Origin of the sequence: Caballeronia sp. LZ019 (assembly GCF_031450825.1) — a bacterium.
Classification (GTDB): Bacteria; Pseudomonadota; Gammaproteobacteria; order Burkholderiales; family Burkholderiaceae; genus Caballeronia.
Genome location: NZ_JARTVZ010000001.1, coordinates 45,841 through 60,565, shown reverse-complemented (window position 1 = coordinate 60,565; position 14,725 = coordinate 45,841). Strand labels below are relative to the sequence as shown.

14 protein-coding genes are annotated in these 14,725 nt (G+C 66.9%); 6 read left to right on the top strand and 8 right to left on the bottom strand.

Going from position 1 to position 14,725, the window contains the following annotated elements:
• Positions 1-39: 39 nt before the first annotated feature.
• The gene (locus P9255_RS00275; protein WP_309768857.1) at positions 40-1,131 is read left to right on the top strand and encodes a histidine kinase dimerization/phosphoacceptor domain -containing protein; all 1,092 of its coding nucleotides are present in this window, start codon (positions 40-42) and stop codon (positions 1,129-1,131) included.
• Positions 1,132-1,239: 108 nt separating this feature from the next.
• On the top strand, positions 1,240-2,535 hold the full coding sequence (locus P9255_RS00270; RefSeq protein ID WP_309768856.1) for a sugar efflux transporter: 1,296 nt from the start codon (positions 1,240-1,242) through the stop codon (positions 2,533-2,535).
• Between the two features lie 18 nt (positions 2,536-2,553).
• On the opposite strand, the gene P9255_RS00265 is transcribed toward P9255_RS00270, so the two are convergent.
• The gene (locus tag P9255_RS00265; protein WP_309768855.1) at positions 2,554-2,748 is read right to left on the bottom strand and encodes a hypothetical protein; all 195 of its coding nucleotides are present in this window, start codon (positions 2,746-2,748) and stop codon (positions 2,554-2,556) included.
• A gap of 182 nt (positions 2,749-2,930) precedes the next feature.
• Here P9255_RS00265 and P9255_RS00260 point away from each other — a divergent pair, with 182 nt between their 5' ends.
• The 3 genes from P9255_RS00260 (at position 2,931) to P9255_RS00250 (ending at position 4,991) form a co-directional block, all read left to right on the top strand.
• Entirely contained in the window at positions 2,931-4,178 is a 1,248-nt protein-coding gene (locus P9255_RS00260; protein ID WP_309768854.1) for a cytochrome P450, read from the top strand.
• The gene (locus tag P9255_RS00255) at positions 4,175-4,666 is read left to right on the top strand and encodes a hypothetical protein (protein ID WP_309768853.1); all 492 of its coding nucleotides are present in this window, start codon (positions 4,175-4,177) and stop codon (positions 4,664-4,666) included. The genes P9255_RS00260 and P9255_RS00255 overlap by 4 nt, the downstream gene beginning before the upstream one ends.
• Before the next feature lie 73 nt (positions 4,667-4,739).
• Positions 4,740-4,991: a DUF2934 domain-containing protein gene (locus tag P9255_RS00250; RefSeq protein ID WP_309768852.1), complete on the top strand. Its 252-nt coding sequence runs from the start codon at positions 4,740-4,742 to the stop codon at positions 4,989-4,991.
• Here P9255_RS00250 and P9255_RS00245 read toward each other — a convergent pair.
• The 3 genes from P9255_RS00245 to P9255_RS00235 form a co-directional block, all read right to left on the bottom strand.
• Positions 4,988-6,196: a GGDEF domain-containing protein gene (locus P9255_RS00245; protein ID WP_309789011.1), complete on the bottom strand. Its 1,209-nt coding sequence runs from the start codon at positions 6,194-6,196 to the stop codon at positions 4,988-4,990. The genes P9255_RS00250 and P9255_RS00245 overlap by 4 nt on opposite strands.
• Before the next feature lie 109 nt (positions 6,197-6,305).
• Positions 6,306-8,009 carry a dihydroxyacetone kinase family protein gene (locus P9255_RS00240; RefSeq protein WP_309768850.1) on the bottom strand — a complete coding sequence of 568 codons (1,704 nt, stop codon included), beginning with the start codon at positions 8,007-8,009 and terminating at the stop codon, positions 6,306-6,308.
• A 69-nt stretch (positions 8,010-8,078) separates the two neighbouring features.
• A complete protein-coding gene (locus tag P9255_RS00235) occupies positions 8,079-8,786 on the bottom strand; it encodes an MgtC/SapB family protein (protein WP_309768849.1) in 708 nt (235 codons plus the stop codon).
• Between the two features lie 105 nt (positions 8,787-8,891).
• Between P9255_RS00235 and P9255_RS00230 the strand changes: the two genes are divergently transcribed.
• A complete protein-coding gene (locus P9255_RS00230) occupies positions 8,892-10,901 on the top strand; it encodes a protein-L-isoaspartate(D-aspartate) O-methyltransferase (RefSeq protein WP_309789010.1) in 2,010 nt (669 codons plus the stop codon).
• Between the two features lie 3 nt (positions 10,902-10,904).
• Here P9255_RS00230 and P9255_RS00225 read toward each other — a convergent pair whose 3' ends face one another.
• The 4 genes from P9255_RS00225 to P9255_RS00210 form a co-directional block, all read right to left on the bottom strand.
• On the bottom strand, positions 10,905-11,936 hold the full coding sequence (locus P9255_RS00225) for an SMP-30/gluconolactonase/LRE family protein (protein ID WP_404980238.1): 1,032 nt from the start codon (positions 11,934-11,936) through the stop codon (positions 10,905-10,907).
• 136 nt (positions 11,937-12,072) lie between these two features.
• Entirely contained in the window at positions 12,073-13,098 is a 1,026-nt protein-coding gene (locus tag P9255_RS00220; protein ID WP_309768846.1) for an SDR family oxidoreductase, read from the bottom strand.
• 74 nt (positions 13,099-13,172) lie between these two features.
• Complete coding sequence (locus P9255_RS00215) at positions 13,173-13,586, bottom strand: NUDIX domain-containing protein (RefSeq protein WP_309768845.1); 414 nt, start codon at positions 13,584-13,586, stop codon at positions 13,173-13,175.
• A 69-nt stretch (positions 13,587-13,655) separates the two neighbouring features.
• Positions 13,656-14,630, bottom strand: a complete 975-nt coding sequence (locus P9255_RS00210; RefSeq protein WP_309768844.1) for a sugar-binding domain-containing protein — start codon at positions 14,628-14,630, stop codon at positions 13,656-13,658.
• Between the last annotated feature and the right edge of the window lie 95 nt (positions 14,631-14,725).

The window sequence follows — 14,725 nt, the reverse complement described above, 5'->3', positions numbered from 1 at the left end:
ATCGCATTGCTGGTTCGGCAACGCAATGCGTTAGCCGTCATGCACGATGCTTTTCAGGGCGAGCGTTCCATCGCGCGACTGCTCGACGCCGCCGTGCAATGCGCGGCAGCAGGCTGCAATGCGCCGATGGCCAAGGTGCTGGAACTCCGGCACTCCGACAATTTCCTCATCGTCAAGGCGCAATACGGCCTTGACGCATCGGTCATCGGACGCGACGCGGGCACCGCCGAAGCCGGCAATCCACCGGGACAGGCGTTGATCACCGCCCGGCCCGTCGTCGTGGCGGATGTCATGAAGGAACGCGGCGACACCGTGCCGGATCTTCTGCGCGAATGCTCCGTTGTCACGACGATCAACCTTCCGCTCATCGCCGCCGAGGGCGCGTACGGCATCCTTGAAGTCGATTACGACACCGTGCATGCCGTCGATGCGTCCCACGTATCGTTCCTCGCATCCGTTGCCGCGATCCTCGCTGACGGCATCGAATCCCGGCAGCAGCGCGAAGCGTTGATCGAGGACCGCGATGCGAAGGTCACGCTCTTGCGGGAGCAGCAGCATCGCATCCGCAACAACTTCCAGATGATCGCCGCGCTGCTTGCGCAGAAGGCGATGAATTCGCAGGACCCGTCCGTGCAGAAGGCTTATCACGATGTCGAGCGGCGCGTGTTCGCGATGGCATCGCTCTACGATCACCTGCTCGGGCTGGGCGAGCACGGCGAATCGGTGGACCCCGGCGTGTACCTCGAGTCGATGTGCGCGAGCTTCGACGGCTTCTACGACTTCGCGGGCCATCACATCACGCTCGCGCGATCCATCGAGCAAGGCGCGGTGATGCTCGGCATCGATACCTGCACGGCCATCGGCACCGTGGTCAACGAGCTTGTCGCGAACGCCGTCGAGCACGCGTTCAACGGCGCGGCGGGCGAGATTCGCATCTCGATGCATCGCACATCACGGGCGCTGATCGTCGAAGTGCGCGACAACGGCAGCGGCTATGCGGCTGGCGCGACCGAAGGCACCGGGCTTGCAACTGCACGGCGTCTGATCGGCAACATAGGCGGCGAACTCGCGGTCGAAACGCAAGCGGGCGCCGGAACCCGATGGCTGCTGTCGGTGACGCTGCCGTCCTGAAGTTCGCTTAGGCATCCTTCTTCAAACTTCCACACTGGCGGAACGCCGATTGCGCTAACCTGCGGCACGTTCCCGCTGTCTTCCCTCATCCCAAGGACACATCCGTCGATGGACGCACGCCTCTTCCGCCTCGCGCGCCTGCATTCCTTCTTGCCTCTCGCAGGCGCGACGCTGATGCTGGGCGTCGCCATGTCGTTCACCGCGCCTTACCTGTCGCTTTTCAGCGTGCAGGAGGCCGGCATGACGCCGCTTCAGCTCGGGCTTTTCATGACGCTCATCGCGGCGAGCGGCGTTCTCGCGAGCGCGCTGGCGGGAAAATGGACCGACAGGCACGGGCGTCATCGCATGCTGCTCATGAGCGCGCTGATCGCATCGTCGCTCGGCTTTCTGTTGCTGTGCCTGTTGCGCAGTTACGCGTCGCTGCTCGTGATCGGCATCGTGTTTCTCGGTGTCGGCAGTTCGGCGATGTCTCTCGTGTTCTCGTTCGCACGCGTCGCGCTGCCGGTCACGAGCCATGCCGAACGATCGCTCGCGCTCGCGACGCTGCGCACCGTGCTCTCGATGGCCTGGGTGTTCGGGCCATCGGTCGGCGCTCTGGTTCTGGCCGGGGCCGGTTTTCACGGGCTTTTCGTGTTTGCCGCGGTATCGTTCGCGGCGTGTTCGGTCATCGTATGGCGCATGAAGGATGCAGCGCGAATCTCCGCGTCCGCCGAGCCGCATTACGCGGGCGATCCGGCATCGTCGCTCGAAGTGACGACGATGACCGAGCACGCGCATCCCGCCGAGCCGCATCCGGAAATGGAAGGCACGCGCGCCCAGATATGGCGGGCGGCCATTGCGCTGACGCTCATCGGCCTCGCGGCGAATGCCACGATGATCGTGCTGCCGCTCTATGTCGTGCAGGGATTGCGCGGCACGCAGATCGACGTATCGATCATGCTGGGTCTCGGCGCATTCCTCGAGATCCCGATGATGCTCGCGCTCGGCGCGCGTGGTGCGCGCCTCGACAAGCAGCGCTGGCTTGCCGCATGCGCCGTCGTGCACGTCGTCTATTTCGTTGCGGTGAGCGCATCGCAGACGGTGCATCTTCTCATCCCGATGCAGGCCTTCAATGCGTTCGTCGTCGCGGTGACTTCGTGCCTCGGCATGGTCTATATCCAGGACATGATGCCGCGCAACCCCGGCGCGGCGACGGCGCTTTTCTTCAACGCATCGCGCGTCGGCTCCATTCTGTCGGGCGTCCTGTCGGGCGCACTCGTCGCTGCAATGGGCTATCGGATCACATTCCTCGCTTGCGGCGGCCTTGCGCTCGGCGCGTTCGTCCTGTTCGCCAATCCGCCGTTCAAGTCGATGGCGCTGCAATTGCGCGGCTGGTGGACGCAATGGCGGCAGCCCGCGCGATGAGCACGCGGCGCCGCCTTGTCATTCTCCCTTGACGGAGGCGGCGCCGTCATCGTTGCTGCCGCCTTCCTGCCGCTGCGATTGAGCGCCTTCCGCGCCGCCGATCGTATCGTCCTCGCTCGATAACTCGACGAGTCCTTCTTCCTTCTTGATGTCCGACGTTTCGACGGCCGTCGGCTTGCCCGGCCCCGATGGGCTGTTCGCGTGTCTTGCCATGACTGACTCCGTTTGCTGAGTAGCGCAGGCGCTGCCTGGAGACGCGCCTCGCTTCGACGTTCGATGGGTTATCGCCCAGGCGAGCATCCTCGCCGCAATGGCTATGCCCACGCCGCCGGCGCTTTCGGGCACACGGCATGCGGGCGGAGTCGGTCCCGACCGACGGAGCGCAAGGTCATCGCATGCCGCACTTCCCGCGCACGACCGAATTCGACAGCACGCTTGCGCTACTGCGCGAAGGGTATCGCTTCATCCCGAGCCGCTGCGAAGCGTTGGGCGCACCGGGTTTCGAAGCGCGCATGATGTTGCGGCACGTGATCTGTGTCAGCGGCGCGGACGCCGCGCGCATGTTCTATACGCCCGAACGCTTCACGCGCCGCGGGGCGATCCCGCCGCTGACGCTGACGCTGCTGCAGGACATCGGCAGCGTGCAGACGCTCGACGGCGCGGCGCATCATCGGCGCAAGGCAATGTTCATGGCGATGATGACGCGCGAGGCCATCGCCCGATACGACGCCTGCATGACCGACGCGTGGCACCGGAGCATGCACCGCTGGCAGGGCGCGGGCCGCATCGTGCTCGCTCGCGAAGTGCCTCGCGTGCTGTGCGAGGCCGCGTGCGAGTGGACCGGCGTGCCGCGCGCCCGCTGCGATTTCGATTCGCTGACGCACGAGCTGACCGCCATGTTCGATTCCTCCGGCTCGGTCGGCCCGAAGAACTGGCGCGCTCAATTGCTGCGCGCGAGGACGGAGCGCTGGGCGCGGCGCATTTTCGATGACGTGCGCTCCGGCACGCTCGCGGTGGACGCGCAAAGCCCCGTCGCGATCATCGCTTCGCATCTCGACGCGGACGGTGCGTTGCTGCCGGCGAAAGTCGCGGCGAACGAGCTCATCAACCTGCTGCGCCCGACCGTGGCGATCGAGCGCTTCATCGTCTATGCGGCGCTCGCGCTGTATCGATGGCCGGCGCACCGGGCAGCCGTCGCCACGAACGCCGATGCCGCGTTGCAATTCGTGCAGGAAGTGCGGCGCTACTTCCCGTTCTTTCCGGCGGTCGGCGGGCGCGCGCTCACGCCGTTCGAATGGCAGGGCCGAGCGTTCGCGCCGGGCGAATGGGTGTTGCTCGATCTCTACGGCACCAATCGCGATCCCCACGCCTGGGAGCGCCCCGACGACTTCGATCCGGCGCGGTTCCGCAACTGGCGCGACGACGGCTTCGCGCTCGTCCCGCAAGGCGGCGGCGTCTTCGATACCGGCCATCGCTGCGCGGGCGAATGGGCCACCATCGCACTGCTCAGGCGCGCCGCGCAGATACTGGCGGGCGAAATGGAGTACGCGGTGCCGGAACAGGACTTGTCGATCGACCTGTCGCGCATGCCGGCGATACCCGCGAGCGGCTTCGTGATGGAGCGCGTGCGGCGGACGCCGTGAATCCGTCGATCGTTCTGCTCAGGGCGACGGCCATTCCCGGCACGCCTGGCCGCGTGGTGCTCGTCATCGGCAATCAGGGCGATGCGCGCGCCGAAATCGTCCGCAGCATCTTCGAGCTGAAGCGCGCATACCCCGGTTCGCCGCACGCGTTGCCGCGAGCGAGCTGGGGCTATCCGGTGACATCCGTCATCGTCGAAGGCACGGTGCTCGACGCCCGCGCGGAGCTGTGGTCTTCGTTCGACGGCGACATCCACACGACGTTCGGCGGCGGCATTTCAGCCGAGGCCCCGGCTCCTGATGGCGCGCAGTCGTATCTCGCCGGCCGTGTGCTTTATCGGCGAGCGCGGGGCGAACTCTTCGAGACTGCGTTCTATCGAAGACTGAGTTACCCGGACTTGTCGTTTCGGGTCATCGACGCACACGATCACGCGCTCAACTATTGCGGCAGAATCGTCGTTGCAAGCGAGTTCGACGACGATGCGCCGTAGCGTCAGAACCTGCGGCGTGGCATGACGAATGCACCGGTTGCGCCTGCTCCACTCATCCTGAGGACGACAGAGAATGTCAGACACCCCCAGCAAGCCCGACGCTCAGGCGGAAGTCCCGATGGAGGGCGAACTGCTCGAACAACGGATTCGCACGCTTGCGTATTACATGTGGGAAGCGGAAGGCAGGCAGCCGGACCGCGCGGACGAGTATTACCATCGCGCGCGCCAGCAGTTGATCGCGGAATCGGGCCTCGCCGACGCGAACGACAATGCGTCCGACGAACGTTCGGACGGCGCTAAGCGCCGGAAAAAGCGGGCGCTCTAGCGGTGCGCCTCGTGCGTCGGCGACGGATGCGCCGCCACTTCGTCTCGATGCGCCGGCATCGCACGTTCGAGCCGGTTGCCGCCCAGCGATTTCGCGCGATACAGCGCCTGATCCGCCGAGGCGAGCAATACGCCGAGCGACGGCGCGTGCGTGTCGGACACCGCGAGCCCGATGCTCGCCGTCGCGCGAATGACGGCGCCATCCGCGCCCTGCACGGCGGCCTCCGCGAAACGGCGAACGACGGATTCGCCCGCTGCCTGCCCCCTGACGCCGTCATGGTCGTGCAGGACAGCGGCAAACTCCTCACCGCCGATGCGCGCGAGCGTGGCGTGCGGTCCCAGCACGTTGCGGGCGATCGTCGCGAATGATTTGAGCACATCGTCGCCGGCCTGATGCCCGTGCCGGTCGTTGATCGCCTTGAAGTGGTCGAGGTCGACCGCGAGGACCGCGACAGGCCGCGAAGCGCCGACATCGCGAACGATTCGCGCGCCTTCCTCGAAGAACCATCGGCGGTTGCCGACGCCCGTCAGATAGTCCGTATTCGATTCGTGCACGAGCTGGCCGTGCGATTCATCGCGCACGAGGCGCAGGAGCGTCATCGGCAGCACGACGGAATAGAGAACGCCCTCGTACATCGTGATCTTGCCGACGACGAGCAGCACGCCATGCCCGAACGACGTGACGAGCCACGGCAGAACGAAGGCGCGCGCGGCATAGAACAACGCGTGAGCGCCGGAGACGAGCGCCGCGATGCGCCTCGCCTGCAGCCCCGTGCCGCCGCTCCTGATCAGCAGTTCGCGCGACGTCAGCGCGCAGGCAATCGCAATGGGAACCGCGCTCGCATAGCTCCAGATGAGTTCGAGCCATCGGCCGCCGCCGAGCGCCCACGTGAGCGCGAGCGCGACGAGAATGCCGGCGGACGCGCGCCCGTGCTGCCGTCCGTTCAACGATGCGACGCCGTGCAGTATCAGCAGATAGCCGCTGACGATGATGAGGTTGCTCGTCGCCGCGCCCCACGCGCCGGGCAAATCGCGGCGAAAGGACGCCGCCGCGCAGCCGAGCGCGAGCGTCGCATAGCCCGCCGCCAGAATCCTGAGTTGCCTGCTGCGCGCGGGATGCGTCCGATGCTCCCAGAACGTCATCGCCGAACTGGCGAGAAGCGTTCCGATAGCAAGGAAATAGAGGGTAATAAGGTTGACATGCACTCGCTTGCCTGCTTCATTCTGAATTGACGCTTCGCATATGGCCACGCATATGGCCAGTTAACGGCTAATACGCGAAAGTCTTGAACCGCCGCGCATGTCGCAAACCGGCCTACCGCACATGCGGCGTCAGCGCGGCGAGCCAGCACGCGACCGCCACCGCGCCGCCATCCGGAATGCCGACCGCCCGCGCGCCCAGATAGCTCGCGCGGCCGGCCCGCGGCGTCATTGCCGCCGTTGCCTGCGCGCCTTCTTCCGCGGCGGCGACGGCGGCGGACCAGGCGTCGCCGGCGCCACGGCCTGCGTTCAGCGCGTTGTCGAACGCGGATACGGCGGGCAGCAAGGCATCGAGCATCGTGCGATCGCCGGCCTTCGCGCCACCGAGTTCACCGATCGCGTCCACCGCATGGGCGAACGCCGCCGCCCAGTCCTTCGCCGCGGGACGTTCGATGCCCGCGAGATGCCGCGATGCGCGCATCAGCGCCGTCGCATAGAACGGGCCGGAGCTGCCCGCGATCGCCCGGCGTAACGCCGCCCCGAGCGCGGCGAGCGCGCCGTCGGGCGTTTCGAGCGCAGCGTCGGGGACATCGCGGATTGCGTGAGCCGCGCGCGTCATGCTGACGCCGAGATCGCCGTCGCCGGCCTGCGAATCCAGATCCGTCAGCGTAGGCTCGTTGGCGATGAGCGCATCCGCGACGGCGTGCAACGCGGGCGCGATGCGCCGCGCCCAGCCGCCTCCCGGCATGCTCTGGACGACCGCGCCCGCGACGGGCGGCGGCATCGGCACGTCGAGTCGAATGTCGCCGTTCACCGCGCCGCCGCCGGGCCACGCGCGGGCGTCGGTCGGCGCGTCGAGCAAGTCGAGCGTGGCGTCGTCCACACGCAGCAGGGAGATCGAACAGCCGGGCATGTTCAGCGCCGAGAGCAGCGTGCCGGACCACGCGCGGACCACGTGAATGTCGCGGCGCGCAAGAGTGTCGAAGGCCGCGCGCAGCACGATGTCGAGTTCCATTTGCGGCGTCGCGCCGAGGCCGTTCACGAGCAGCGCGACGCGTTCGCCCGCATCGAGCGCCATGTCGTCGACGATGTTCGTTATCAGCACGTCGGAGAGCGCATCGGCGGGCTTGGGCGCGGTGCGCTCGACGCCCTTTTCTCCGTGGATGCCGAGGCCGAGCTCGATTTCATCGTCCGCGAGCGTGAAGCCCGAACGGTCCGCGCCGGGCAGCGTGCAGCCGTCGAGCGCGACGCCCATCGTGCCGAGCTTCGCCGCCGCCTGCCGCGCGATGCGCGCAACGTCGTCCAGCGCGAGACCGCGCGCCGCCGCCGCGCCCGTGATCTTGTGAACCAGCACGGTGCCCGCGATGCCGCGCCGCTGGCTGCGATCCGCCTGCCTGCGCAGCGCGACATCGTCCGCGACGACGACCACTTCGACCGGGATGCCTTCCGCCCGCGCGATCTCCGCCGCGAGCCCGAAGTTCAGGCGATCGCCCGTGTAATTCTTGACGATGAGCACGGCCCCGCGCGGGCCGGCTGTCGCGCGGATAGCGGCGAGCACCGCATCCGTCGATGGCGACGTGAAGACTTCGCCGCATACCGCTGCGCTCAACATGCCGTGGCCCACATAGCCGCCGTGCGCCGGTTCGTGTCCGCTGCCGCCGCCGGAGATGATCGCGACGGGGCGATCCGCCGCGTCCGGTTCGGGCCGCCGCACGAGCACGTTTTCATCGCCGAGAATGGCGACGTGCGGCGCTTGACGCGCGATCCCTTCGAGCATGTCGCGCACGACGCGGGCCGGACTGTTGATGAGCTTCTTCACGGGGGCGGTCTCCTGGGCGATGGTCCGCCTCAAGGGTAAAGCATTTCATCGCAGCGAAGCGGTACGCTTTCAGCGCATGACCGACCACTCGACGTGCTCCACGCCCGCCACCGATGCCGCCTCGACGAACGGCGGCATGTCCACCGAACCCGGCGCTTGCCGCCAGCGGACCTCGAAGCGCTCCTCCACGCGATCCCCTGTCGCGCCCGCCGATCCGGCAACCGCCGTCAGCCGGCAGCCGCACGCGCGCATCGACTGGACGAGCGATTCGCTCGTGAACCGTCCGCGTTCGTAGACGATCTTCAGTTCCGCCTGCTGATCGCGCGGAATCCGCATCTCGACCACCTTCATGAACCACAGCACGACGATGCCCAGCACGAGCCCGACGGCCCCGAGCGCGAGCTGCCCGCCGCCGAAGCACAGCCCGACGACGGTGACGAACCACAGCGTCGCCGCCGTCGTCACGCCGAGCACGAGCCCGTCCTTGCGCAAGATCGCGCCCGCGCCGATGAAGCCGACGCCCGACAGTATCCCGAGGGGCAGACGCATCAGATCGAGTTCGATCATCGACTGTTCGTTCTTGCCGGACTGCGCGAGAAGCGCATTCACTTGCAGCATCGCAAGACACGCTGCGAGGCAGACGAGCAGCGTCGTGCGCAGGCCCGCCACCTTGCCCGATTCGCCGCGGTTCAGGCCGATCAGAATGCCGGCCAGCGCCGCCAGCGCGATGCGGATGCACACATCCGGCCATTGGAGGACGAGCGGCATCGGCGACATGTTGCGTCCCTCCGGAGCTTCGACCCGAATCGTCGAGCAAACCTCGAACCTGGGTCCGTCGCTTGCTTGCCGGAACGAACCCCGGCGTTTTCTCAGGGAGCACCGATGGACAGCATCGAGGCTGCGCAGAGCCGCATGATCGAGCGGCAGCTCAAACGACGCGGCATCGCGAACCCGCGCGTGCTCGACTGCATGGCGAAGGTGCCGCGTCATGCGTTCGTGGATGCCGCCCTCGCCGAATTCGCCTACGACGACAACCCGCTGCCCATCGCCGCGAATCAGACCATCTCGCAGCCGTATATCGTCGCGCTGATGCTCGAAGCCGCCGGCCTCCAGCCGGGCGACCGCGTGCTCGACATCGGCACCGGTTCGGGGTACGCAGCGGCGGTGATGGCGTGCATCGGCGCGCAGGTGGAATCGGTCGAGCGTCTTCGTGAACTCGCCGACGCCGCCCGCTCCACCCTCGATGCGCTCGGCGTCGCGAACGTGGCCGTGCATCATGCGGACGGCACCGAAGGGCTTGCGCAGCACGCGCCGTTCGATGCGATCCTCGCGTCGGCGGGCGGCCCGTACGTGCCGGCGGCGTGGCGCGAGCAATTGAAGATGGGCGGACGGCTCGTGATGCCGGTCGGCGATGCCCGCGAGGCGCAGCGGCTCGTCAGGTTCGTGCGCGTCGGCGAGCACGACTTCGAGCAGGAAGACCTCGGCTCCGTGATGTTCGTCCCGCTGATCGGCGCGGCGGGCTGGGCCGACGAACCGGACCTTCGCCACACGGCCCCGTCGATGCCGCCGCAGGCGCAACGCGCGAGCGCCGCACGTTCGCTGCCCGACCTGATCCGCGCTTCGGCGGTGCCGCTGCCCGCGCCGGCCGCGCCGGAGTTCGCGCAAGCCTTTGACCGCTTCGCTGACAAGCGCGTCGTGCTGCTCGGCGAAGCGAGCCACGGCACTGCTGAGTTCTACGAGGCGCGCGCCGCCATCACGAGGCGGCTCATCGAGAAACACGGTTTTCGCTTCGTCGCGGTGGAGGCGGACTGGCCGGACGCGGCGACCGTCGACGAACACGTGCGTCATAGGCCGCGCGCGCGGCCCGATGCGAAGCCCTTCCAGCGCTTTCCGCAATGGATGTGGCGCAACGCCGAATTCGGCGCGTTCGTCGCGTGGATGCGCGAGCACAACGTCGCGCTGCCGCCCGATCGCCGCGCCGCGTTCTATGGCCTCGATCTCTACAGCCTGTCCGAGTCCATCACCGCCGTGCTCGCCTATCTCGACCGCGAGGACCCCGAAGCGGCGCGCATCGCTCGCGAGCGCTACGGCTGTCTCACGCCGTGGCAGAAAAACCCCGCCGTGTATGGCCGCGCCGCGTGGCAGGCGGGCTTCGGCAAGTGCGAGAAGGCGGTCATCGCCCAGTTGCGCGATCTGCTCGACAAGCGCCTCGCATCGCCCGCCGCCGATCCCGGCCTGCTCGACGCCACGCACAACGCGCGGCTCGTGGCATCGGCGGAGCAGTACTATCGCGCGATGTATAGCGGCTCTGCCGAAAGCTGGAACCTGCGCGACACCCACATGTTCGACACGCTGACGAGCCTGCTCGACGCATGGGGTCCGGATTCCCGCGCCGTCGTGTGGGCGCATAACTCGCATCTCGGCGATGCCTCCGCCACCGAAATGGGCCGCGTGCGCGACGAGCTGAACGTCGGCCAGTTGTGCCGCGAACGCTTCGGCGACGCCGCCGCGCTCATCGGCTTCGGCACGCATGGGGGGACGGTCGCGGCGGCATCGGACTGGGACGAGCCGATGCAGGTGATGAACGTGCGGCCCTCGCGCGCGGACAGCTACGAGCAGCAGTTTCATCTCGCGGGCGTGAACCGCTGCATGGTCGATCTGCGCCCCGGCGTCGCCGATGCGCTGCGCGAGGCGCTCTCGGAGGAGCGGCTGGAACGGTTCATCGGCGTAATTTATCGGCCGGACACGGAGCTTTATAGTCACTACGCGCAGGCCGAACTGCCCGCGCAGTTCGACGCGTTCGTCTGGTTCGACACGACGCGCGCCGTCCAGGCGATGCCCGCGCCGCAGGCATCGCCCGATGCGCCGGAGACCTTTCCGTTCGGCTTGTAAGCGCTATCTGCGCCGGATCGCGTAAAGGGACGTCGGCAGCGCGGCCGGATTGTCGGGCTTGAACCAGCTCATGTCCGGAATGCGCGAGTCCGTCACATAAACAGTGCCGTCCGGACCCTGCGTGAACGTGTCGGGCCAGCGAAGCTGCGGATCGCGCAGCAGCGTCCAGAGCCGCTCGCCGTCCCGCACGCGCACCGCATGATGCTCCACCGCCGATATGTAGAGCCGGCCACGCTCGTCGAAGAGCAGGCCATCGGCGGGGCCGTCGATGCCGACCGTCTCCACGCGCGACGACACTTGCTGCGGGCTCAGTTGCGCGTTCTGCAGCGCATCGACCGGAATGCGGTAAAGCGTCTTGCCCTTCACCGCCTGCCAGTACAGATAGCGTCCGTCCGGCGTGAGCGCGATGCCGTCCGCCGAGAAGTTCACGCCCCGGCCATCGGTCTGGCGCAGCGGCTTGCCGTCGACTTTCACGGTCACGGTCTTGTCCGCCTGCGTGCTCGGATCGCCGTCGAGCACGCGCCGCGCGACGCCCGTCGTCCTGTCGATCACGACGATCGCCCCGCGCACGCCCGAATCGGTCATGTAGATGAAGCGGCCGTCCGGGCTCAGGCGCAGATCGTTCAGATAACTGCCTTGCGGCGCGATGGATTCGTCGAACGCGAACACATGCGCGATCTGGTTCGTCCGCAGGTCGATCTGCGCGAGCTTCGGCGCGCCCGGCACGACGAGCGATTGCGCCGGCGCGCCGGGATCGAGCACCCACAGATTGCCCGCTTTGTCCGCGACGACCGATTGCACGCACACCCAATGATCCGCCGGCGACAGTTCATCGCGGCGGGCATTGCGCCAGGCGTTCCATTCGGCATCGGGGAACGGGCGAAGATCGCCGTTCGGGCCGAGTTCCGCAACCGATATCGGCGCGTCCTCGGTCCAGCGCGGAAAATTGACGAAGGTGCGGCCATCGGGCGATACCGTCACGCCCGTGACCTGATGCTCGAAACGGGCGATCAGTTGCAACTTCGCGCCGCCCATGCGCGCGTACGCCGCTGTGTCGTTCGGCAGGGTCTGGGCGACAGTCGCCTGCGTCAGCATGGCGACACTCAGGGCAGCAAGACAGCGGTTCAGTCGATGCATGGCGGATTCCTGGTATGGATCGGAGCGTTGGGATTCAATACGCATCGCGCACGATCCGCACATAGCGCCGCGCGGCCATCACGAGCATCACCGCGGCCACGCCGGTCAGCGCGGCGCGCGCGCCCGCCGGCTGCAGACGCGCGCTGGTGTACAGGCTCGTCTCGCGCACGCGGCCGTTGCGGCCCGAGCGTTCCCGAAGCGTGCCGGAACCTTCGTGGAGCGCATCGCCGCTGCTGCGCGGCTCATCCTTCAACTGGCTCCTGATGCCGAGCTTGCTCGTGATCGCATCGTAAAGACGCGGGGCGCGCTGACCGAAGCCGGCCATCATGCGCGACGCCCCGCCGACATAGATATCGCGCTCCGGATGGACGGCCGCATGAAGAATCGCCTTTGCGACGATGTCCGGCGCATACACGGGCGGCGGCAGCTTCGGCTCCTGATCGAGATAGTTCTTCGCATGCTCGACGAACATCGTATCGATGCCCGCAGGCTTGATCAGCGTCACCGAGACCGGCGCGCCGTCGTCCTTGAGTTCGATGCGCAGCGAATCGGTGAAGCCCTTCACCGCATGCTTGGATGCGACGTATGGACCTTGCAACGGCACGGCTACATCCGACAATTCGCTGCCGACGTTGATGAGCGCGCCGCCGCGTTCGCGCAGCGACTTCACGGCGATGCGCGATCCGTTCACGACGCCCCAGTAGTTGGTGTCGAACAGCTTGCGCTGATCTTCCAGCGTGACGTCAACGCAGCGCCCATAAATGGACACGCCCGCGTTGTTGATCCACGTATCGAAGCCGCCGAAGCGCTGGACGGCGGCATCGGCGGCGGCCTGAAGCTGGCTTTCGTCGCCGACGTCCGCTGCCGTGTAGGCGACATCCGGGCCGCCCTCCTTCGACAATTCTTCCGCAAGCGACTTGAGCGCGGTCTCGTCGCGGGAAATGAGCATGAGGCGCGCGCCGGCCTTCGCGGCGCGACGCGCGGTGGCGAGTCCGATGCCGCTCGTCGCGCCGGTCAGCACGATGGTCTGTTCACGCAGAGGCTTCAGTCTGTTTCGCATGGCGGTTCCGAAGTGAGAGGGTAAGCAGACGGTTCAGCATCTGCCGTTCCTCTTTCCCCTGCTCGTTCGGCGCGTCATGCGAGTGCGTCTATCGCGCCCCATGTGACTTCGACGTGCTCCGCGCCCGCCGCGCGGCTTCGCGTCAGCGCGACGATCTCCCGCGTCGGCACGCTCGTCGCGAGCGTCGCGATCTGCGATGCCGCGAACCATTCGCAGCGCGCAATCTCGTTGCGCGGCTCCGGCCTTGCTTGCGGCGCGATGCTCACGCTGAACACGTGATGATGCTTGTTCACGCCGCCGAAGAGGAACAGATACGCGAGTTCGCCGACGACGAGGCCCGTCTCTTCCTCCAGTTCGCGGCGCGCCGCGTCCTGTGGCGACTCCTTTCTGCGGATGGTTCCGCCGGGCAGCGCCCAGCGCGAGCGCTTCCGTCCGACGAGCAATATTTTCCCGTCGCGGTAGCAAATGATGGTGGCCCTTTCTCTCATCGCTCTATGAAGATCAAAGCAGATTCGTCCATGCTGGCGCTAGCGAGCGTCGTGCCGCGTTCCATGCGATTACCCTGCGAGCAACGCACGCGCGGTCGGCTCGTCGATGATCAGCTCCCGGATGAAGCCGCCTCGCAGCGCGCCACGCAAGCCTTCGACCTTGCGCTGCCCCGACACGACGCAGAGCGTATGCTTCGCGCGCCGCAACAGGCCGAGGTCCGGCCCGCTCGCGCGTCGATTGAGCGCAATGTCCCGATACGTCCCGTCCGCGCGAAAGAACACGGTAGCGATATCGCCGACGACTTCGTCCTTGCGCAGCGATTCCAGCTCGCTCTTCTCGAGAAAGCCGCCGCTATAGACATGGCTCGTCATGTGCGGCGACATCACGCCGACGCTGCACAGCATGATGTCGGCGCGGCTTTGCAAGTCGAGTATCTGCCGGACGCTGCGCTCGCGCCATAATGCGCGCCTCGTCTGTGCGTAGTCGAAAAACGCGGGCACATGGAACGGATGCGGCCGCGCGTCGAAGTTGACGGCAAAGCGCATGATGAGATTGCTGCTGAACGTGCTCGTCACGCCCTGCGCGTTGCCCGCCCCGTTCAGTTGCACGATGTCCACGTTCGCGGTGGATTTCGGAATCAGATGGTCCGATACCGCCGCCATCGTCGTGCCCCACGCCACCCCGACGACCATGTTTGAATCGACGACGGTGTTCAGATAGCTCGCGGTGAACATCGCCACGCGACGCAGCCACTCCGCTTCGCCCGCCGCTTCGGGCACCGGCACCACGCGCGCGGCTGCCAGCCGGAACCGTTCCGTGAGTTCCAGTTCGACGCTTCTTTGCCGCTCGCTCGGATCGTTGATGCGGATTTCGACCAGACCGTTCGCATGCGCGACGCCGAGCAGCCGCGACACCTTCGAACGCGACAGCTTCATGTCCTGCGCGATCGCATCGGTCGTCATGCTCTGGTAGTAGTACATCTTCGCCACTTGCACGGCGGCGGCGAACTGGCTGGCTTCGTCCTTGAACACGGGGTTCGGCATGGGTCGCTCTGCATATGCATCGATGCCGTCATTACATCACGTCGCCTGATCGTCTTATAGTGACGGTTGCACGAAATTGCAGACGCGTTGCAAAA